Annotated in this window: 21 protein-coding genes; 2 read left to right on the top strand and 19 right to left on the bottom strand. The window is 52.5% G+C overall.

The features are described from left to right. Positions 1-15: 15 nt before the first annotated feature. From B5E77_RS08145 to B5E77_RS08215, 15 genes are all read right to left on the bottom strand, one after another. Positions 16-870: an FAD/NAD(P)-binding protein gene (locus tag B5E77_RS08145; protein WP_087164870.1), complete on the bottom strand. Its 855-nt coding sequence runs from the start codon at positions 868-870 to the stop codon at positions 16-18. Then, positions 870-1928 carry a 4Fe-4S dicluster domain-containing protein gene (locus tag B5E77_RS08150; RefSeq protein WP_087164871.1) on the bottom strand — a complete coding sequence of 353 codons (1059 nt, stop codon included), beginning with the start codon at positions 1926-1928 and terminating at the stop codon, positions 870-872. Before B5E77_RS08150 ends, B5E77_RS08145 begins: the two co-directional genes overlap by 1 nt. Position 1929: 1 nt before the next feature. Next, complete coding sequence (locus B5E77_RS08155) at positions 1930-2916, bottom strand: 4Fe-4S dicluster domain-containing protein (protein ID WP_087164872.1); 987 nt, start codon at positions 2914-2916, stop codon at positions 1930-1932. Next, positions 2904-3344, bottom strand: coding sequence for a hydrogenase iron-sulfur subunit (locus B5E77_RS08160; protein ID WP_087164873.1), 441 nt, complete (start codon positions 3342-3344; stop codon positions 2904-2906). Before B5E77_RS08160 ends, B5E77_RS08155 begins: the two co-directional genes overlap by 13 nt. Continuing rightward, complete coding sequence (locus B5E77_RS08165) at positions 3335-5320, bottom strand: CoB--CoM heterodisulfide reductase iron-sulfur subunit A family protein (RefSeq protein WP_087164874.1); 1986 nt, start codon at positions 5318-5320, stop codon at positions 3335-3337. Before B5E77_RS08165 ends, B5E77_RS08160 begins: the two co-directional genes overlap by 10 nt. 23 nt (positions 5321-5343) lie before the next feature. Further along, positions 5344-5736: a 4Fe-4S dicluster domain-containing protein gene (locus B5E77_RS08170; RefSeq protein WP_087164875.1), complete on the bottom strand. Its 393-nt coding sequence runs from the start codon at positions 5734-5736 to the stop codon at positions 5344-5346. Beyond that, entirely contained in the window at positions 5729-6595 is an 867-nt protein-coding gene (locus B5E77_RS08175; RefSeq protein WP_087164876.1) for a CoB--CoM heterodisulfide reductase iron-sulfur subunit B family protein, read from the bottom strand. Before B5E77_RS08175 ends, B5E77_RS08170 begins: the two co-directional genes overlap by 8 nt. Before the next feature lie 507 nt (positions 6596-7102). After that, entirely contained in the window at positions 7103-8059 is a 957-nt protein-coding gene (locus B5E77_RS08180) for an L-lactate dehydrogenase (RefSeq protein WP_087164877.1), read from the bottom strand. 44 nt (positions 8060-8103) lie between these two features. After that, a complete protein-coding gene (locus tag B5E77_RS08185; RefSeq protein WP_143468603.1) occupies positions 8104-8496 on the bottom strand; it encodes a VanZ family protein in 393 nt (130 codons plus the stop codon). A 15-nt stretch (positions 8497-8511) separates the two neighbouring features. Then, the gene (locus tag B5E77_RS08190) at positions 8512-9357 is read right to left on the bottom strand and encodes a LysR family transcriptional regulator (RefSeq protein ID WP_087164879.1); all 846 of its coding nucleotides are present in this window, start codon (positions 9355-9357) and stop codon (positions 8512-8514) included. Then, complete coding sequence (locus B5E77_RS08195; protein ID WP_087164880.1) at positions 9251-9910, bottom strand: alcohol dehydrogenase catalytic domain-containing protein; 660 nt, start codon at positions 9908-9910, stop codon at positions 9251-9253. The genes B5E77_RS08190 and B5E77_RS08195 overlap by 107 nt, the downstream gene beginning before the upstream one ends. Positions 9911-10032: 122 nt before the next feature. Beyond that, entirely contained in the window at positions 10033-10569 is a 537-nt protein-coding gene (locus B5E77_RS08200) for a hypothetical protein (protein WP_087164881.1), read from the bottom strand. A gap of 27 nt (positions 10570-10596) precedes the next feature. Next, positions 10597-11397, bottom strand: a complete 801-nt coding sequence (locus tag B5E77_RS08205; protein ID WP_087164882.1) for an ABC transporter permease — start codon at positions 11395-11397, stop codon at positions 10597-10599. A 3-nt stretch (positions 11398-11400) separates the two neighbouring features. Continuing rightward, on the bottom strand, positions 11401-12219 hold the full coding sequence (locus B5E77_RS08210; protein ID WP_087164883.1) for an ABC transporter permease: 819 nt from the start codon (positions 12217-12219) through the stop codon (positions 11401-11403). Further along, positions 12212-13135, bottom strand: coding sequence for an ABC transporter ATP-binding protein (locus tag B5E77_RS08215; protein ID WP_087164884.1), 924 nt, complete (start codon positions 13133-13135; stop codon positions 12212-12214). The genes B5E77_RS08210 and B5E77_RS08215 overlap by 8 nt, the downstream gene beginning before the upstream one ends. 211 nt (positions 13136-13346) lie before the next feature. Between B5E77_RS08215 and B5E77_RS08220 the strand changes: the two genes are divergently transcribed. Then, the gene (locus tag B5E77_RS08220) at positions 13347-14042 is read left to right on the top strand and encodes a response regulator transcription factor (RefSeq protein ID WP_087164885.1); all 696 of its coding nucleotides are present in this window, start codon (positions 13347-13349) and stop codon (positions 14040-14042) included. After that, entirely contained in the window at positions 14039-15406 is a 1368-nt protein-coding gene (locus B5E77_RS08225; RefSeq protein WP_087164886.1) for a sensor histidine kinase, read from the top strand. Before B5E77_RS08220 ends, B5E77_RS08225 begins: the two co-directional genes overlap by 4 nt. Here B5E77_RS08225 and B5E77_RS08230 read toward each other — a convergent pair. The 4 genes from B5E77_RS08230 to B5E77_RS08245 form a co-directional block, all read right to left on the bottom strand. Beyond that, complete coding sequence (locus B5E77_RS08230; protein WP_143468604.1) at positions 15379-16479, bottom strand: hypothetical protein; 1101 nt, start codon at positions 16477-16479, stop codon at positions 15379-15381. The genes B5E77_RS08225 and B5E77_RS08230 overlap by 28 nt on opposite strands. Beyond that, positions 16479-16916 (bottom strand): hypothetical protein, encoded by a 438-nt coding sequence (locus B5E77_RS08235; RefSeq protein ID WP_087164888.1) that lies wholly within the window; start codon positions 16914-16916, stop codon positions 16479-16481. The genes B5E77_RS08230 and B5E77_RS08235 overlap by 1 nt, the downstream gene beginning before the upstream one ends. Before the next feature lie 129 nt (positions 16917-17045). Next, positions 17046-17660, bottom strand: coding sequence for a V-type ATP synthase subunit D (locus tag B5E77_RS08240; RefSeq protein ID WP_087164889.1), 615 nt, complete (start codon positions 17658-17660; stop codon positions 17046-17048). 571 nt (positions 17661-18231) lie between these two features. Next, positions 18232-19623 (bottom strand): V-type ATP synthase subunit B, encoded by a 1392-nt coding sequence (locus B5E77_RS08245; protein WP_087164890.1) that lies wholly within the window; start codon positions 19621-19623, stop codon positions 18232-18234. Between the last annotated feature and the right edge of the window lies 1 nt (position 19624).

The following is a 19624-nucleotide window of genomic DNA, read 5'->3' on the forward strand; positions in this document are numbered from 1 at the left end:
ATACCGTTCCTTTCCTTAATACTCTGGTGGCAGTTCGTCTATCTCATCGCAGCGGAACACGGGGCCGTCCTTGCAGACGTATTTGGAACCGATGTTGCAGCGGCCGCATTTGCCGACGCCGCATTTCATCCGGAGCTCCAGCGTGGTGTATACCTGGGTTTTGTCAAAGCCCATTTCCGTAAGCGCCGCAAGCACGAACTTAATCATAATAGGCGGTCCGCAGACCAGCACTGTCTTGTCTGTGGCAAATTCCAGCTCTTTCAGATAGGAAGGAACGAAGCCTACATGGCCGTCCCAGCCCTCCTGCTCCCGGTCGATGGTCAGGTACACATCCACACCGGGCGTTTTCGCCCAGACCTCCCGGATTTCTTTCAGCTGAACCAGGTCATCCATGGAACGGGAACCATACAGAATATCTACCGCGCCGTAGCTGTCCCGCTTGTCAAGCACATAATTGATGACGGAGCGCAGAGGCGCAAGGCCGATTCCTCCAGCGATAAACAGAAGATTCTGACCCTTCAGGGCCGTCTCCACCGGAAATGAATTGCCGTAAGGTCCGCGCACGGTGATTTCCTCGCCGGCCGTCATATTATGCAGGTAATCCGTCAGGGTTCCGCAGCGCTTGATGCTGAACTCCTGGAATTCGGTATTGGTCGGTGAAGAGGTAATGGAAAACATCGCCTCGCCCACGCCGGGCACCGAAACAAAAGCGCACTGTCCGGGCATATGCTCAAAGAGCTTCTTTCCATCCCGTCCTACCACGCGGAAGGTCTTTACATCCGGCGTCTCCGTCCGGATATCCGTGATGACGCCAATCATTGGAATCAGAGTGTCCGGTTTTGTCTTTCCGCCGCAGCTGCATTCACACATTACGCCTCACCTCCCATTTTCTTAATCACTTTTACGATATTCAGGGATGCGGGACATTTGCTGACGCAGCGTCCGCAGCCCACGCAGGAATATAAACCGTCATTGTTGGCCGGATAATAGACCAGCTTGTGCATGAATCTCTGGCGGAACCGCTGCATCTGGCTGGTTCGCAGGTTTCCATGGGCCATCATGGTAAAGTCAGAGTACATGCAGGAATCCCAGCAGCGGTAACGCTGTACGCCGTTCTTTCCGCCGTCGAAATCCCGGATGTCGTAGCACTGGCAGGTGGGGCATACAAAGGTGCAGGTTCCGCAGGCCAGGCAGGGCTTATACAGCTCTTCCCAGAGCGGAGAATCAAAAAGCTCCATGGTATTTTCCGGTTTGAATCTGGAAAGGTCGAGATGGGAAAGGGGCAGCTTCTCAATGATTTCACGAATGGATGACTGCTCTTTCGCCACGGCTTTTTCCGCCTTCTCCGCCGCGTCCGGCGTGGAAGCAGCATCCGCATTTTCCAGAAGCCCGGCCAGAGATACCGTAAGCGCCTCTCCTTTTTCCGTCAGCGGCTTCCAGTACAGTCCGTCCTCTATGATCCAGGTCTCCACATCAGCTCCCGGCTCTGCCGCGTCAATACCGAAGTTTTTACAGAAGCAGGTTTCTTCCGGCTCATGGCACGCCAGGGATACGATAGTGCCGTGCTCCCGCCGGGCCGCATAGAAGGTATCCACCGGATCGCTTAAGAAGACTCTGTCCAGCACCTCGATGGCTTTCACGTCGCAGGCGCGCATGCCAAAGACCACAAACGGCCTGTCGCAGAGCTTCTGCGGATCGATGGAGAGCTTCCCGTCCTCGTTCTTACAGCGGTAGAGCACCTCGCTCTGGGGAAAGAAGCAGTCCTTGGCAGACTTTACGGTTTTCAGCGTATCGAGATCAAAGCATTCTTCTTCACTCCAGAGCCCGTAATTGGTCTGATCGGCTTTCCGTAAGGGGAGGAAGAGATCCTGATTTCCGCTTATGGCTGCAAAGAGCTCTGCGAGCCTGCTTTTGTCGATTCTGTACATGCTATCTTCCGCCTCCTCTCTCACTTACGATCCCCGGCTCCACATCCTCAAAGGTAAAATCCGTCAGAGGAGCCCGGCTTTCCGTATCGGCCCCTGCCTGATATTCGCCGTAGAATGTATTGATATCCTTGATAAATTTCCGGTTCAGAAGCTGAAGCGGGATGCCTTCCGGACATACCCTGCTGCACTCGCCGCAGTCTGTACAGCGTCCGGCCACATGATAAGCCCGGATAATATGGAACATCTGCTCCTCAAAGGTATCGGCATTCGCTTTCTGGCTGCTGTCGAACTGATTGCCGTCAAACACGCATTTCAGGCAGCTGCAGGCCGGACAGACATTCCGGCAGGCATTGCAGCGGATACATTTGGAAAGCTGTTCCTGCCAGAACGCGAAGCGCTCCTTCGGCGGCATGGCTTCCAGCTCTTCCACCTTCGCAAAGCGGTTTCCGGCAAGTCCTCCCGGTCCCGCCTCTTCGCCTTCCTCTGCGCCAATCAGTTCGTCAAAGACCACGTGGGTTTTCCCTTTGCAGACCTGGCAGCGCTCCAGAAGGGCGTCCATCAGGGGCATTTCCTTTTCCCCGTAAAGGGTCTTTACTTTCAGCGTATCTCCCTCAATGGCGGCGTCCTCGATGCCCTTGATTCCGGCGCTTAAGACCTTTTCTGCTTTCAGGGTTCCATGGCAGCCTACGCCAATGATATAAGTCTTCTCCCTCTTTACCCGGTGCTCCTTTGTGAGCTGGTTGAAGCTGTAGGTATCGCAGGGTTTTAAAAATACCAGCGTCGTGCCCGGAAGCTTCCCGGCTGCGATCAGATACTTGCTTAAATTCGCGCCGCAGAAGGGGTTATACACGAAATCTTTCAAATCTTCTTCTTTTTCAAAATAAGCAGGCTCCGGGTCCCAGCCCATATCGCCCTTTTTCCAGCCGAGCACCCGCGACACGGTTCCGTCAGCCAGAAGCTCTTTTGCTCTTGTGATCAGTTCTTGCATCGCAGATCCTCCAGTCTTACGTTTTCTCCGAGCTCGTGAATCTTCGCCACAAACTCATTCATGGTCGTCGAGAACTTGACGCCCTCGGCTGCGGACACCCATTCCACGCGGGTACGCCCGTGTTCCACACCCAGGTAATCCAGCATAGAGAACAGAAGTGTCATTCTTCTTCTGGTATAATAGTTGCCTGTGGTATAGTGGCAGTCTCCCGGATGGCAGCCGCACAGGATCACGCCGTCGGCTCCTCTCTGGAAAGCTCTTAAGATAAACATGGGATTCACCCGGCAGGAGCAGGGCACCCGGATAATCTTCACATCCGCCGGATAGGCAAGGCGGCTGCTGCCGGCCAGGTCCGCTCCGGCGTAGCTGCACCAGTTGCAGCAGAACGCCACGATTTTCGGTCGGAATTCTGTATTTTCTACCTGCATATCGCATCCACCTCCGCAAGAATTTGTCTGTTTGAGAAGCCCTGCAGATCCATGGCGCCTGACGGGCAGGCCACTGTGCAGGCTCCGCAGCCCTGACAGAGGGCGCTGTTGACCACTGCCACACGTCTCGTCTCCCGGATGCCGTGGTCGTTCACTTCCTGCTCCTCATAGGAAATGGCTCCGTAGGGGCAGACCTTTTCGCAGGAGGAACAGCCGTTGCAGAGCAGGGTATCCGACTTGGCCACGCAGGGATTCGTCACCAGATGGTCCTTTGCCAGAAGTCCGACTACCTTCACAGCCGCGGCTCCAGCCTGGGCTACCGTCTCCGGAATATCCTTCGGTCCCTGGCAGACGCCGGAGAGGAAGATGCCCGCCGTGGGCGATTCCACCGGACGCAGCTTCGCGTGGGACTCCGTCAGGAAATTGTTCGTGTCGATGCTGGCCGTCAGCATGGTTGCGATTTTCCGCACGTCGGGATTCGGCTCTATCGCCGTCGCCAGAACTACCATGTCCGTTTCCATGAGAATCCGCCTGTTGTCCAGCAGATCCACGCCCTGTACCAGTAGCTTATCGCCCTGGGGCGCCACCTTTCCGACCTGGCCCTTGATATAATGGACGCCGTATTCTTCCACGGCCCGGCGGTAAAATTCATCGAAGTTCTTGCCCGGCGTACGCACGTCTATGTAAAATACCGTCACATCCACATCCGGATACTTATCGCGGATCAGCATCGCATGCTTGGCGGTGTACATACAGCAGATCTTGGAGCAGTAGCTCTTTCCGCGATTATCGGCACAGCGGGAGCCCACACACTGGATAAATACCATGGACTTGGGAGCCCTGTGATCCGACATACGCTCCAGATGGCCTTTTGTGGGGCCTGCCGCGTTCATGATACGCTCCAGCTCCAGGGAGGTAATCACGTCCGGACTCTGGTTGTAAGCATATTCGTCATATTTATCGAGTTTAATCGTATCGAAGCCTGTAGCTACCACGATGGCTCCGTAATTTTCCGTAATGATCTCATCCTTCTGCTCATAGTCAATGGCTCCGGCCTGGCAGACCTTCGCGCAGACGCCGCATTTTCCGGTCTTGAACTTGATGCAGTGCTCCCGGTCAATGACAGGCACGTTGGGGATGGCCTGGGCAAAAGGCGTGTAGATGGCGCTTCTCTTATCAAGTCCCCGGTTGAACTCGTTGGGCGCCTTTTTGGACGGGCATTTCTCCTGGCAGACGCCGCAGCCCGTACACTTGCTCATATCCACGCTTCTGGCTTTCTTCCGGATTTCCACATGAAAATCGCCCACAAAGCCTGTCACCTTCTCCACCTCGCTGTAGGTGTAAATGGTGATGTTTTCGTGGGCTGCCGCCTCCACCATCTTCGGCGTCAGGATACAGGCAGAGCAGTCCAGGGTCGGGAAGGTCTTGTCAAGCTGGGACATTCTTCCGCCGATACTCGGCGTCTTCTCTACAATGTCCACCTTGTAGCCGGCCTCGGCAATGTCAAGGGCCGTCTGGATGCCGGCGATCCCGCCGCCAATCACGAGAGCCCGTTTCACTACCCGGCTGGTCCCGGCCGTCAGGGGTGCGTTCAGCATCACCTTCGCGATGGCCGCCCTCGCCAGAATAATGGCCTTCTCTGTGGCTTCCTCTCTGTCTTTATGTATCCAGGAACAGTGCTCGCGGATATTCGCAATCTCTACCATGTAGGGATTTAAGCCTGCGCGCTGCGCCGCCTGGCGGAATGTATTTTCGTGCATTCTGGGAGAACAGGAACAGACAACGATGCCTGTGAGCTGTTTTTCCTTTATGGCCTCCCGGACTTTGAGCTGTCCGGCTTCGGAGCACATATACTGGTAATCCTCCGCGTGTACCACGCCCGGCTCCTTCGCCGCCGCTGCCACCACGCGGTCAATGTCTACCGTCGCCGCAATGTTCGTACCGCAATGACAGACAAATACTCCTATTCTATGCACTTTTCTTCACCTCCTGATCCTCTCTATTTGCTGTATTTGCGGAACGCGCTTGCCAGAAGCTGCTGGGGCAGCTCTTCATCAAGAAGCTCCGGCACCTCGTCCGGGCTCAGATAGTTTCCGCCTCTCTGGCGAATCACCATCAGCCTTGCCGCCTCGATGAGCTTCGCCGGTTTCACGTCTCTCGGACACCGCTCCACGCAGGCGAAGCAGGAAAGGCATTTCCAGAGACTCTTTGATTCCAGAAGAGAGCTCACATCGCCGCTCTCCACATAGGAGACAAACTGATGCGGCCGGACGTCCATCTCATCATAGGCCGGGCAGGATGCGGAGCACTTGCCGCACTTCATGCACTTTCTTGTATTGACGCCGCTGATCTCGCGGATCATGTCAGCCTTTGCCGTTTCTGTGCTATACATCTGCCGTTCCTCCTTCCGCGTGTTCTCCCTGGCTTTCCGTCCCGGAAACCGCCGCATGATCCGGCGCTTCTTCCTCCGGCAGCAGTCCCAGAGCCTCCGCAAGAATCTCTGTCAGATAGGTCACCGGAACCTTCTCCCGGCTTCCGCTGTTCCTCAAATTATAGAGACACAGGGGACAGGCGGTAATCAGCTCTTCCGCCCCGTGACAGACCGCCGATTCCATGACCTTATCCACCAGGCTTCCGGCCAGCGGCTTGTCTTTCAGGGATATGTAGCCTCCGCAGCACTCGTTTCGGAACGGATAGACCACCGGCTCCGCTCCCAGCGCCCGGATGAAGTCCTCCATCACTGTGGGATTCTCCGGATCGTCAAAGGCCATCACGGAGCTTGGACGAAGCAGCATACAGCCATAGTACGCGCCGATTTTCCGTCCGGTCAGAGGACGCACCACCTTTTCCTTCAGGGTATCGAAGCCCACCCGGTCGCGGAGCACTTCGAGAAAATGAAGCACCTTTGTCTCTCCCAGATAAGGCTCGTCAAGCTTCAGATAGTTGTTTGCTCTGGTGCGGATATCCTCCACATGCTGCATATCGTCGTTCACACGCTTGATGACATGATGACAGGCAGAACAGAGCGTCACCAAATCCTGGCCCTTTTCCTTCGCGTCGTTTAAGGCGCGGACTGCCGACAGCTTTGTGGCGATTTCGTCCGAAGCCAGAGGATAGACAGCTCCGCAGCACTGCCACTCTTCAATCTCCTGAAGCGTAAAGCCCAGCGCCTCTGCCGACATTCTGGCGTATCGATCCAGGTCCTGCGCCTTGTTTTTCAACGTGCAGCCCGGATAATAGCTGTACACCATTTGACTACCTCCTTCTTTCCATTTGATAAATTTCTATCAATTTTTCAACATTGTATCATGTCGTCATTTTTTTAACAACCCCTTCCGGGGATTTTTTTGTGGTTTTTTCGAAATTATTTATGCAAAATGTTATTTTCTGTGTTATTTTTTCATCTGTTTTTGTTAATTCCGAGTTGTTTTCTAGGAATTAGCAGCTGCTAATCCAACACTTTTTCCCTATATATGTGAATTTGTTAACTATATTGTCATATACTTAACATACAATACCAAAAACAGAGGCTATTGACTGATAATTGTTTTCTCAAGATCCCCTCAAGACGTTATGTCAAAATTTCCAAAACAGATTTCCAGGATCAAACTCAAACTTTTTTCACAGATCAAAAAAAGAGATACGGATTTTTCTCTCAATCCGTACCTCTTTTTACTTCTATGATCTGCTGTTATGCAGTTTCAATTCGCAGCCCGCAGGCGCCACCGGAGCCTCTCAGGCCGAAATGCCTGCGCAGCTTAGTCGTTCGCAACCACGTCTGCGATAAAGTCCTTCAGCACCTTCGCAGAATGTCCCAGAGCCTTCAGCTCCTCATCTGTCATGGAAATCTTCAGAGTTCTGGCAATACCCTCACCGTTTACAACGCAGGGAAGGCTGATGGTAGAGCCTGCCATATCGCCGTAGCTCTCATCCAGCACATGAGCAACCGGAAGAACGGTATTCTGGTTCTTCAGAATAGACTCTACGATACGGAAAGCAGACATTGCGATTCCGTCAAAGGTAGCACCCTTCAGAGAAATAACGTCTGCGCCTGCGGTACGTGCCTTGGTGGCAATCTCTGTTTTTACTTCCTCTTTCTCTTTCTCATCTGCAGGAAGGAAATGGTCGATGGTCTCGCCTGCCACGTTTACGCTGCTCCAGATCGGAACCTGGGAATCGCCGTGCTCACCAAGAATGTATCCCTGAATATCGCGGATGTCCACCTTGCAGCGGCGGCTCAAGAGATAACGGAAGCGTGCGGTATCCAGAGAAGTTCCCGTTCCGATTACGCGCTCTGCCGGAAGTCCTGTCTCTTTCTGGATCAGATAGGTATTTACATCTACCGGATTAGACACAACGATAATCAGCGGATTCTTCGCATACTTCATAATGTTCTGTGCGATATCCCTGGCAATGCCTGTGTTGACCTTTGCCAGATCCAGACGGGTCTGTCCTTCCTTACGTGCAACGCCTGCGGTCACGATGATAATCTTCGCATCCGCGCATTCCTCGTAGCCTCCCTGCTTGATACGTACCTGGCTATAGAAGGCTGTACCATGGGAAATATCAAGAGCGGCGCCCTTCGCCTTTTTCTCATTCACATCGATCAAAACGATCTCGCCCACCTGGGCGCGCAGCATCAGCGTATAGCAGATAGTCTCTCCTACATTGCCGGCGCCGATTACAACGATTTTGTTTGATGTCTCACTGTTCATACTGTTACCTCTCTCTCGTTTACGTGATATAATTTGATAATTTTTCAGCAATCCACTGTATTATAGCACGTTGTTAAAGTAGTAACAAGCCCTAAAATAAAGTTTTGTATTTTTTTACGTACATTTAACCTCGTAATTTTTTTCCGGCTAATCTGCAGTGATACACCAGTCTCCAGAACAGCCAGAGCGTTTCGTATGTCTCGAAACCTCCTGCTGATTTCAGGCAATAAAAAACCAACCGGTACAAACAGACAGATGTTCCCTGCGAAGTTAATAACCGCATTTACGAAAATATCCTTCACACCTAAATACTCATTTCTTCCCGACAGCTGTTCCAAAATCGTCCGAAACGGAAACAGATTCACACCAGCCAGACTTCCCCGCATAAAATAAATATCCAGATACGGCTTTCCTGTACTGCTCAGAATTCCTTCCACTTCTATTATCTGATTTCAACGAAATCCACTGCAGATATACCTGAAAAATTTCTCCGCAGCCGGCGACAGGCGGTTCGCCCTGTGCCGCACCAGCTGCACGGTCCAGAGAATCTCCGGCTCTTCCAGGGGCAGCGCCTTCACTCCGCCGGTTCTGATATATTCTGTCACAAAATCAATGGTGACGCTTAAGCCCTGCTTCATTGCGCACAGCTCATGGCAGAAGCCAATGTCACCGGTCTCTGCCACAATCTCCGGATATACGCCGGCATCCATACATTTTTTCCGGAACACCTCATAAATCCGGAAATCATTTCCCTCCATAATGAGAGGCTCGTCCTTCAGATCCTGATAGGTGAGACGCTCCCGTTCGTACAGCGGATGTCCCTCATACACCAGAATCCTGATACAGCGGGAAAACAGATCGATGCTCTCATATCTGTCTCCAAACGGCTCCTCCCCCTTCACCAGAAGCCCTATCTCGTAATCGCCTTCAACCAGCTGCTGCTCCGCCTGGAGATCCGGGTATTCCCTCCACTGCAGATGAATCTCCGGGTACTTCCTTTTAAATTCCAGAATTCTGGAATAGGGCAGGGCCGACAGCGCCCCGTAGCTGCACACCAGGCGCAGGGCTTCCTCTTCCCCATAAAGGCTCCGCACCTGAAATGCCGTCTGATGCATGCTTTTCAGAAGCTTCTCCGCCTCTTGATAAAAATAGTCTCCGGCTCTGGTGGGCTCAAGCCCCTTCACAGAGCGTTCAAAGAGCCTGACCTGAAGCTCTTCCTCCAGCGCGTAAAGAGTGCGGCTTAAGCCCTGCGGCGAAATATACAGCTCCGCAGCCGAATACGACGATGGAAGAACCAAACTCCGGCTTCAGGAAATTCAGCACCGTTCCCGCTCCTGTCTGAATGCCGCAGCCCAGCGGCGCCACAATCCCCAGATCGATGCTGTCATCCTCCACCTTGATCGCGCAGTCCGCGTCCACCACCGCATACTCCGCAAAGGCCGACTGGCCGAAAAACATGGAAAGTGTTTCGCCGTTCTGGGACAATCTCGAGGTTCCGTCCCGCAGAACGCCGCCAAAATTGATGTCGTTGAAATGCTCACAGCTTGCCACATGAGCCGTATGGCAGTTATCACAGTGACCACAGAAAGCAAAGGAAAAGCCGACCCGGTCCCCCTTTTTAAACTCGGTCACGCCTTCTCCGACCTTTTCCACAATGCCTGCTCCCTCATGTCCCAGCACGGCCGGAAGCGGCGTCGGCACCTGCTCGTGCTGCGTGGCCTCGTCGGTGTGGCAGATTCCGCAGGCTGCGATTTTCACCAGAATTTCCCCCGCCTTCGGCTCCTCCAGATCCACCGTCTCAATCTGAAACGGCTCTGCGTTTGCGTGTGTCACTGCTGCTTTGATTTTCATATGAATCCCCTTTCCGGCTATCAAGCCCCTTTGTTTGTTAAAATAATAACATTTAAAGGACGGCCTGTATAGCAACAGAAAGGGGACGCGTGTTCCACATTTCTGCACGCACGATATTCTATCTATTCTATTTGAATAAACACCTCTCCCACCGCGTCCTCACACCGCACGCCAATATAGGTACTTCCCCCGTCTACCTCCCAGGCGCCGGTATACTCCCCGCTCCCGGATAAAAGGATCTCCGGATCATCGGAGCCGGAACACAAGAATATTTCCGCCTTCCCACTCTCAAGGGAAAGGGAGCAGGTAAGCTCCAGGGTTCCTCCCTCCTCCCGTTCCAGCGTCGTGCCGCCGAACAGCACTTCCATGCCTGTAAATTCATAATAAGACGCCCTGTAAGATCCTGTATAATCATCTTCTCCTCTCGTAAGTCTCCCTTCCAGCGATCTCTCGGGGGTCAGGACTGCTGTGCCTGCCCCTCCTATGAGCGCGTCATAAGTCTCCAGAATGGTATCCTTCAGCTGCTCATTTTTTTCCTTACTATCCAGAACCCCGCCGGAAGAACACCCGGACAGCAGGCCTGCGCACAGAACTGCGCAGAGCGCCGCCAATACCTTTTTCTTTCGCTCTGTCTGTTTCATAAGATCTGTCTGTTTCATAAAGTCCTCCTTATCTGTGCTGCCGGCTTATCTGCGCTGGCCGCGGCCCTTTTTCTTTTTCTTCTTTCCGGAGCTTCCGGCTTTGCTGCCCGGACGGGAGAAGAACAGGACTCCGGCAGTCAAAAGCAGAACCGAAAGCATGCCTAAAAGCGCCAGCGGAATACTGGGAGACTCTATGGCGCCGTTGTATTCCTGCATATCAAATCCGGACAGCACCAGTGCCGCGGAAAAGGGATACGCGGAAAGCAGAAAGCCGCCTTTGAAAAACAGGATGCAGTAGCCAAGAAAGAAGGTCAGAAGCGACCCGCCAAGATAAGCGCCCCGGATCTGTCCGAAGATCAGGATCAGCGGCATGCAGACAAGCCCGGTATAAAAAGCCGCCAGAATCACCTGGCCTCCCTGACGCGCCAGAACAATCATGGAAAATCCGTCCAGCCCGGCCAGGCTCCCCGTCACCACTGTCGCAATGACACTGTATACCCCGAATACCAGGGACAAAGCCGCGGCCACGGCCAGCTTTCCGCCCAGCAGCCTGTGATAGGATACCGGCACAGCGAGCAGATTTTTCATGGTGTCACTGGTATGCTCCCGGTCAATCATCCATCCTCCAGTCATCACGAGAGAAATAGGCAGGAAAACCTGCGTATTTCCCCAGACCACACTGGAAAACAGATGGACAAAATCGTAATTCGGGTCCCGTATCTCCGGATTGACAATGAGCTGGCTTCCATACTGCACCACAGGGCAGAGAGCCAGCGCCACGATTCCTACCAGCAAAATCTGGCACCGGCGCAGCTTCTGCCATTCCCCTTTGATGATATTCCACATGATTCACACCTCCTTCTTTTCAGCAGCCTGTCTTTTATAGACAAGAGCAATCAAAGTCAAAAACAGAACGGCCTCTGCGCCGGTTACAAGAAAGGCCTGGGGAACCGTCACAAAATAGGGACTGATCCGTTCCAGCAAGGCCGCTGTCTCCGCGCCTGCATGGGATGTGTCAAAATACTGAAAGTACCAGCGGAAGGCCAGGGAGCCCGGAAGCAGCGTCCCCGGATTCAAGCCGAAGGGCTGCATGATAAGCAGATCATTCATGCCGAAAATGTAATTGATGGTTGTATAGAAAAAGGCGATGATTACGGAAATAATATAGCTGCGGTTCAGAAGCACCACCAAAAGAATACAGGGCAGCGCTCCGGCCCACATCATGATCCCCTGGCCGATTCCCACCCAGAAGAGCCTCCAAAAGCCCTCCGGCGCCCAGCCTGCCGCCGACACAAGGGCCAGGTTCACCAGTCCTCCCACAGCCATGAAGGCGGCGGAAAACAAAAACAGCAGCAGCATTTTTGCCAGAGCCAGGGATGCCTTGCTTACGGGAACCGTCACCAGATTTTTGAGCGTATCATTGTCCTGTTCTTCAAAGAGAAGATTGGAGGCCAGCACGACCAGCGCGGGCATCAAAAGCAGATAGGCGCTCATCTGAAACAGGGCTGCCATCATGGAATCCACTGCTTCCCTGCTGCTTGTAAACTGCTTAAAATCAGGCAGAAACAGAGCGTAGGCCAGCGGAATCAGGGCAGACACCGCCGCCGCGGCGAAAAACAGAGGCTTTCTCCGCAGCTTGGCGAATTCACAGCGAAAAAGCTTAAGCAATGCCCTCACCCCCTGTCACCTTTTTGAAATAGTCCTCCAGGGTCTCCTCATAAAGATGAGCGTCCGACACGGTCAGGCCCGCCTCCACAAGCAGCCGGACGGCCGCGCCTGTTTCCAGGCCGGAATCCCGAACCGTCAGCTCATTCGTATTTCCGATGGCAATGTCCTGGACTCCCATCTGCTGCTTCAGGAGCCGGGCCGCCGTTTTCGGGTCTGATACCCGGAAGCAGAAATATTTACCATTCTTCCGCTCCAGCTCCTCCAGGCTCTCCTCTTCCAGCAGCACGCCATGGTCAATGATGCCGATGTCGTCCGCCAGCAGTGAAATTTCAGAAAGAATGTGGCTGGAAATCAGGATGGTCTTATCCATAGCATCGCACAGCTCCCGGATAAAATCCCGCATTTCCGCGATGCCGATGGGGTCAAGACCGTTGATAGGCTCGTCGAGGATCAAAAGCTCCGGATTGTGCATGACTGCCAGCGCGATAGCCAGACGCTGCTTCATGCCGAGAGAATACTGGGAAAACAGCTTTTTATCCTTGTATGGAAGGTTGACCACCTCCAGAGCGTTTTTCACATATTTCGGCTTTTTTAATCCCCGGAGAGAGGCAAATATCTGTAGATTCTCCGTCCCGGTCAGATTGGGATAAAAACCGGGAGATTCAATCAGGGAACCGATACGCGGCAGGATTTTCTTTTCATTGCCCCGAAGGGGTTTCCCAAAGATCTTTACATCGCCGGAGGTGGGCGCGGTCAGTCCCAGAAGCATCCGCATGGTTGTCGTCTTTCCGGCGCCATTGCGCCCAAGCAGTCCGTAGATGCGGCCCTTTCTCACATGAAGGGAAAGGCCGGATACGCTGAGCTGCTCTCCATATTTTTTCGTGAGCCCGCGGGTCTCAATCATGTAATCGTTCATAGACGAATACCTCCTTTTCGTGATATCAGCAGAATATCACTCCCACCTTGAGTTAAGACTGAGCGATCCTTAATTTTTCTCTGAGATTTCCGGATCAGAATAGCCGGATGGCGTTTTCAAGGGTATAATACAGACAGCGCCGGTGTACCCAAAGGACTATGCGGCCTCTGTGCGCCGGCGCTGACGAACGATTATGAAAGGATGGAAAGCTATGGAAGATCACAGAATCTTACTGGTGGATGACGACCTGAACCTGTTGGAAATGCTGCTTTCTATTTTTACAAATGCAGGATACCATGACCTTCTTGCCGCCTCGTCAGGGGCCGCGGCCCTTCAGCTGTGGAGGGAGCAGAAGCCCGATCTGATCATTCTGGATGTCATGATGCCCGGAATGGACGGCTTTGCCGTGCTCCGGGAGATCCGCCGCACAAGCCGCGTCCCCGTTCTGATGCTGACCGCCCGCGGCGAGGCGGAGGACCGCATCGAGGGCTTGGAAACAGGAGCGGACGACTATCTTTCCAAACCTTTTCTGCCCAAAGAGCTGCTGCTGCGGACAAAAGCCATTCTCAGCCGCGCCTATCCGGAGCAGCAGCGCCAGGTCGAACTGGCAGCTTCCACCGTGGATCTGTCCCGCGCGGAGGTATGGAAAGACGGCGAAACGCTCTCTCTGACCGCCAAAGAGCTCCAGCTGTTTGAAAAGCTGTTTGAAAATGCGGGGCGGATCGTGACCACGGGAATCCTGTGCGAGACCATATGCGGAGAATTCTGGCAGGGGTATGAAAGCACCCTCTCCACCCATATCCGGCACCTGCGAGAAAAAATAGAAGAAAATCCCTCCCGGCCCGTTTCCCTGATCACGGTAAAGGGCCTGGGCTACCGTTTGAACCTGAAGGAGGAGAAGCCATGAATCCTGTACAGCGCTTTTTCCGGCGGTACATTTTTTCCACGATTCGAATTGTACTGCTTTTCATCATCATTAACCTGACCCTGTTCTTTCTGATTATGGTGGCAGGAAGCATGAGCGATTCCGATACCTCCTTCTCTGTCCAGGAGCTTTCCGGGCATGTAACGCTACAGAATGGGGTCTGGACAGCCGACGATACCGCTCTCTCCCTGATGGAGGAAAGCGGCGCCTGGGCCATGCTGCTGGACCAGAATGGAACTGTGATCTGGCAGCAGGATCTGCCGGAGGAGCTGCCCCGATCCTACACAAGCGGGGACATCGCCTCCTTCAGCCGCTGGTATCTGGAGGATTACCCGGTAAAGGTCTGGGCGCGGGAGGACGGGAGCCTGATGGTGGCAGGCTTCCCGCCCCGGACTCTGATAAAATATTATTATGTCCTGAACTGGCCTTATATGGGATTCCTGCTGGGAGGAAGCGCCGCAGTCTTCCTGTTCAACCTCTTCCTGATCTCCTTTCTCCTGCTCCGGAATACCCGCAGGGTAGAAAAGGCCATGGCCCCGGCGCTGCAGGGAATCCAGGATCTGAGCCACGGCAGGCCTTTGCATCTGGATGAACAGGGCGAGCTGGCGGAAATCAACGCAGGACTGAACCGGGCAGCCGCCTATATGACCCGAAAGGATAACACAAGGGCCGAGTGGATTCGCGGGGTCTCCCATGACATCCGCACACCACTCTCCATGGCGCTCGGGTACGCCAGCGAACTGGAGGACAACCTTCTTCTTCCCCAGGAGGCAAGGAAGCAGGCGGGAATCATCCGCCGGGAAAGCGAAAAAATGAAGCGGCTGATCGACGATCTGAATCTGACCACCCGGCTGGAATATTCTCTCCAGGCCGCCTGCCTCAAAGACGTGGATCTGGTGGAAATCGGAAGACAGGCCGTCAGCGAAGTGCTGAACAACGGCCTGCCCGGGCAGTATGAGCTCACATTCTCCGAAATTCATCCGGGACGCTCCATCCATCTTTCCGGCGACGCCGGCCTTCTTCTGCGGATGCTGGACAACCTGCTTCAGAACAGCATGGCCCACAATCCCCAGGGCTGTAAGATCCTCCTTTCCGTGGACGAAGAGGACGGGCGCTGTCTCTGTACCGTGTCGGACAACGGCACCGGCCTGTCTGCCGTACTCCTTGGCAGGCTGAACCAGGGACAGGATATTTCCAGCAGCCGGGACGGCAGTACAGGAACAGAGCATGGACTGGGCTTAAAGCTGGTAAAACAGATTGTCAGAGCCCATAAGGGAACCATTCAGTTTTCCGATTCCGTCCCCCATGGACTGACCGTTCAGATCTCTCTGCCGGGCGGCAAATAAACATATTTTGTAACAATAACGAAAATGCCGAAAATACCCAAAATTCTCATATCCATTTTCATACTTATCAAAAATGAAAAAGCATAGTACGTCGTCAGGAACAGCAGCCCTGTTCCTGCTAATTCTGCGCATGCAAAGAAGACTCTGTTTTTTATAATATATTTCTTTGTTTTTTTGACATGCCGGTAATACAGTATATGAAAAGCCAGAAATATTATTGATAAGCCGATGATAAAACTTCCTATATCAAAACCTGTTTTCTCTATGACATTATATTTTACAGGGAAAATATCCATCGTATAATATCCACATTTCTGATCCAGTAATAACTGTTTTATACAGTTCGATACTTCTGCAAATTTCTCTGTTGGAGCCACCAGACAACCGCTTGTTTTATTCGCGTAATGAATCGTTATTCCCGCATTTTCCTGCGGCATACTACAAACATTAAAACCAGGCATGATAATATATTTATCCAGCAGTATAGTGGTGCCCGGATTCTGGATTATGGAATTTTTTTCTAAAATTCCCACAACTTCAAAGTTATATGTATGATACAGATATACTGCAGTAAATTGAAAGCCTATCTGATACACATCCCGATACTCATATCCCAAAATAACAGGGATCGTTCCTCCATAATACTGAAAATCTTTTGTATCGAAAAGTCTCCCCCTGCAGCATTCAAAATGGTTCCTGTTTTGCAGATTTTCACTTATCTGGACGCATAAAACCGCGTCACCCCCTTTTTGTAATGTTTCCGTTTCATAATCAAAGAAGCTCTCAGATTCCGATCTCATTTCTAAATATTGTAAATAGCATTCATAATATTCAAATTCTGAATTACTGCATAGCTGCGAATAGAAGTCAACATAATTTTCTAATGGGACATCAAAAGGGCTGCTCTCCTGCTGCAGTTCAACATATACATGCTCTTTATCTACACCTTCCTGAGCAGAATTCGTTTTGTATAGCCCCACAAATGCGATTAAAAGGTGTATGCTTATTAAAATAACAGTCAATAGAAAAGAAGAACTTATTATTGCAAAGATTCGCTCAAAATAAACTCTCATCACATTTCACCCTTTTGCAGATTTATAACGACTATTTGCTGAGAAGGTACGCCCCTCTCAGCAAATAAGTAAAAGAAAAACTCCTTTTCTCCCTGTGTCGTCACAACACGGATTTTTCTTCCTTCACTGACAAAATACCGGATATCTCCGTAGGGGATATAATAATAGTCTCTGCCGCTCTGATACATGAATTTAGTCTCATTTTTTCCCAGGATTTTCACCGCCAGATCAAGAACCTCTTCCACCTGTTCCTGCCGAATAGGTTTCACCAGGACATCCAGCGGATTCCCTGCTTTCAGATAATCGCACAGGCTTTCTCCCGTATACCAGACAGCAGTCTTCCATTTCATACTTTTCTGTTCTGCATAGAAAAGGACCATCTGCTCCAGCTCAGAACAGGTATTTTTTCCATCGTCACAAATCCCAATGTAATACATGACTGCACCTCATATTTTTAGGAAATCCTTACAACTCATTTTACCGTGCAGCATGTCAAAAGGCAATCAAAAATCAACAAAAAAAGGTTCCCGACAGCTTGTCTAACCTGTCGAAAACCCTTGTCTCTTTTATCCATGCATTCTCTTAATAACTTTCAGCCTGGTGAATTCTTCACGGTCCTTTTCCTCCAGCGCGTTGGAAATATTCTTTGTCAGCGCCTCGTACCGGGGAATCGTAATATTCTTCAGTGCATTGGCTCGCTTCTGGGCCTTCTTGATATTGGCTGCCAGCTGATAGGCGGAATTCTCCACCATGGACAGCTTAATCGTCAGATCCTTCACCTTCTCAAAGGCCACTCTGGCGATATCAAGAGATTCCTTTGTACTGTAAAAAGCATAGACCGGAGCTCTTGTAGCCGCGTCATAACGCACCAGCGGAATCTCTGCACCCATAATACTTCTTGTCTTAACCTCGATGCTGTTCTCCTCAGGGACGTTTCTGGCCACATCAGCCACAGCGTTAATTCCGAGCTCCATATTGGCCCGCTGAAGAGCCGCATAAGCATCCGTAAAGGTGGTACGAATCTCGGCCTGTATATCCTTCGCCTGATCAACCAGACCCATGAGCTCCCGAATCAGAATATTACGCTTTTTGTCCATCAGCTCATAGCCCTGGCGGGCCAGCGTTAAAGAATTCTTTGCCGCTATGAGATTGCCTTTTGTGGGGACTGCACTGTTGTCCATGCAATTACCTCCTTCTTTTCTGCGCGGCGCGAAAGCGGGTTCTTTCGCGTGTACAGGGTCTTCTGTACCGCCCGACGGTTTCATCTTTCCGATGTCCGTCCCTTCCTGTACATCTGTATGCCCGGAGACGGACTAAAAAGCAGTCCGCCCCGTTCATACATCTGTTCATGAAGAGGTCGTACACTGGAAAGATAAAACCTCTGGGCAGGACCGCAAACCGAACACCCATATAGAATTCCGACTTCTCGCGCCCTGCAGAAATTCACTCCGCCGTGTCGCAAAGGCGGGAATTTGCTCCGCTCCGCCACACGGCCGGAAAATCACTTCGGGGCTTTCCGGAGTGCGGAGTTTCTCCACTGTCTGCAGATTCGCCACAGGCACCCCGCGGACTTTCATCTGTCCAGTGTCTCAGCCTCTTCCTGAACGCCTGTCTGATTCCGGCGGACTGCCTTTTAGTCCGACGGGAAGCAGACTGGTGTACAGGAAGGGATGGACACGGACAGTGAAAATCTGCGGGACGGCCTTACACAGACCTGCAGCCAGAGACGAAACCCGCCTTCGGAAACCCGGATTAATTTTCCTCTGTTTCTGCCGGCTTATAGTATTTCTCCAGAATCTTCGTATCCGCACGGTCGAGCTCTTCCTTCGGCAGCATACCGAGAAGCTTCCAGCCGATATCCAGCGTCTCTTCAATCGTACGGTTTTCATCCGCGCCCTGGCCTACAAAATGCGCCTCAAACGCTTTACCGAACTCCAGATACTTCTTGTCAATCGGGGACAGCTCATCCTCACCGATGACAGAGGCCAGCGCTCTCGCGTCTCCCACCTTCGCGTAGGAGGAGAAGAGCTGGTTCGCCAGATCCTGATGGTCCTCTCTCGTGAAGCCTTCTCCGATACCGTCCTTCATCAGACGGGACAGAGACGGCAGCACATTGATGGGCGGATAGATTCCCTGGCCGTTCAGTTCACGGTCCAGTACGATCTGTCCTTCCGTAATGTAGCCTGTCAGGTCCGGAATCGGATGTGTAATGTCGTCGTTGGGCATGGTCAGAATCGGAATCTGCGTCACAGATCCCTTCACGCCCTCCACGATGCCGGCGCGCTCATAAATCGCAGCCAGCTCACTGTATAAGTAACCCGGATATCCCTTTCTGGACGGGATCTCTCCCTTGGAAGAGGAAACCTCACGCATGGCCTCCGCGAAGGAGGTCATATCCGTCAGGATAACCAGGATGTGCATGTTGCACTCAAATGCCAGATACTCGGCGGCCGTCAGGGCCACCTTCGGCGTAATCAGACGCTCCACCACCGGATCGTTTGCCAGATTCAGGAACATGGCCACGTGCTCGAAGGCTCCGCTCTCGTCGAAAGCGCGGCGGAAGAAATCAGCCACATCATGCTTTACGCCCATGGCAGCAAACACGATACCGAACTGCTCGTCGGAATCCTCTCCCAGAGAAGCCTGCTTTACAAGCTGGGCTGCCAGCTGGTCATGGGGAAGGCCGTTTCCGGAGAAGATCGGCAGCTTCTGTCCACGAATCAGGGTCGTCAGACCGTCAATCGCGGAAAAGCCTGTCCGGATATAGTTACGGGGGTATTCCCGCATCACCGGATTGAGGGGCTGGCCGTTTACATTCCGGTGCACATCCGACACGATCTCGCCCAGGCCGTCGATGGGCTGGCCCAGACCATTGAAGGTACGGCCCAGGATTTCCGGGGAGAGAGCAATCTCCATGGGATGTCCGGTCAGCTTGGTGCGGGTGTTGATCAGGGACATATTCTCGGTCCCGCCGAACACCTGAATCACCGCTTTATCCTCGTAGCACTCTATGATACGTCCCAGCTCTTTCTTTTTCGCGTCGATGTTAATCTCCACGATTTCCTCATAGGAAGCGTTCTGGACGCCTTCCAGGGCGATCAGAGGGCCATTGACTTCACTTAAGCCTAAATATTCAATTGCCATA

The organism is Lachnoclostridium sp. An131, from assembly GCF_002160825.1.
Taxonomy (GTDB): Bacteria; Bacillota; Clostridia; order Lachnospirales; family Lachnospiraceae; genus Laedolimicola.

Excerpts from the sequence above, each read along its gene's own strand:
- B5E77_RS08170 (WP_087164875.1), bottom strand. The coding sequence starts at position 5,736 with ATGTATAGCACAGAAACGGCAAAGGCTGACATGATCCGCGAGATCAGC.
- B5E77_RS08150 (WP_087164871.1), bottom strand. The coding sequence starts at position 1,928 with ATGTACAGAATCGACAAAAGCAGGCTCGCAGAGCTCTTTGCAGCCATA.
- B5E77_RS08155 (WP_087164872.1), bottom strand. The coding sequence starts at position 2,916 with ATGCAAGAACTGATCACAAGAGCAAAAGAGCTTCTGGCTGACGGAACC.
- B5E77_RS08180 (WP_087164877.1), bottom strand. The coding sequence starts at position 8,059 with ATGAACAGTGAGACATCAAACAAAATCGTTGTAATCGGCGCCGGCAAT.
- B5E77_RS08220 (WP_087164885.1), top strand. The coding sequence starts at position 13,347 with ATGGAAGATCACAGAATCTTACTGGTGGATGACGACCTGAACCTGTTG.
- B5E77_RS08225 (WP_087164886.1), top strand. The coding sequence starts at position 14,039 with ATGAATCCTGTACAGCGCTTTTTCCGGCGGTACATTTTTTCCACGATT.
- B5E77_RS08230 (WP_143468604.1), bottom strand. The coding sequence starts at position 16,479 with ATGAGAGTTTATTTTGAGCGAATCTTTGCAATAATAAGTTCTTCTTTT.
- B5E77_RS08245 (WP_087164890.1), bottom strand. The coding sequence starts at position 19,623 with ATGGCAATTGAATATTTAGGCTTAAGTGAAGTCAATGGCCCTCTGATC.
- B5E77_RS08215 (WP_087164884.1), bottom strand. The coding sequence starts at position 13,135 with ATGAACGATTACATGATTGAGACCCGCGGGCTCACGAAAAAATATGGA.
- B5E77_RS08200 (WP_087164881.1), bottom strand. The coding sequence starts at position 10,569 with ATGAAACAGACAGATCTTATGAAACAGACAGAGCGAAAGAAAAAGGTA.
- B5E77_RS08145 (WP_087164870.1), bottom strand. The coding sequence starts at position 870 with ATGTGTGAATGCAGCTGCGGCGGAAAGACAAAACCGGACACTCTGATT.
- B5E77_RS08160 (WP_087164873.1), bottom strand. The coding sequence starts at position 3,344 with ATGCAGGTAGAAAATACAGAATTCCGACCGAAAATCGTGGCGTTCTGC.
- B5E77_RS08205 (WP_087164882.1), bottom strand. The coding sequence starts at position 11,397 with ATGTGGAATATCATCAAAGGGGAATGGCAGAAGCTGCGCCGGTGCCAG.
- B5E77_RS08235 (WP_087164888.1), bottom strand. The coding sequence starts at position 16,916 with ATGTATTACATTGGGATTTGTGACGATGGAAAAAATACCTGTTCTGAG.
- B5E77_RS08175 (WP_087164876.1), bottom strand. The coding sequence starts at position 6,595 with ATGGTGTACAGCTATTATCCGGGCTGCACGTTGAAAAACAAGGCGCAG.
- B5E77_RS08240 (WP_087164889.1), bottom strand. The coding sequence starts at position 17,660 with ATGGACAACAGTGCAGTCCCCACAAAAGGCAATCTCATAGCGGCAAAG.
- B5E77_RS08195 (WP_087164880.1), bottom strand. The coding sequence starts at position 9,910 with ATGAAAATCAAAGCAGCAGTGACACACGCAAACGCAGAGCCGTTTCAG.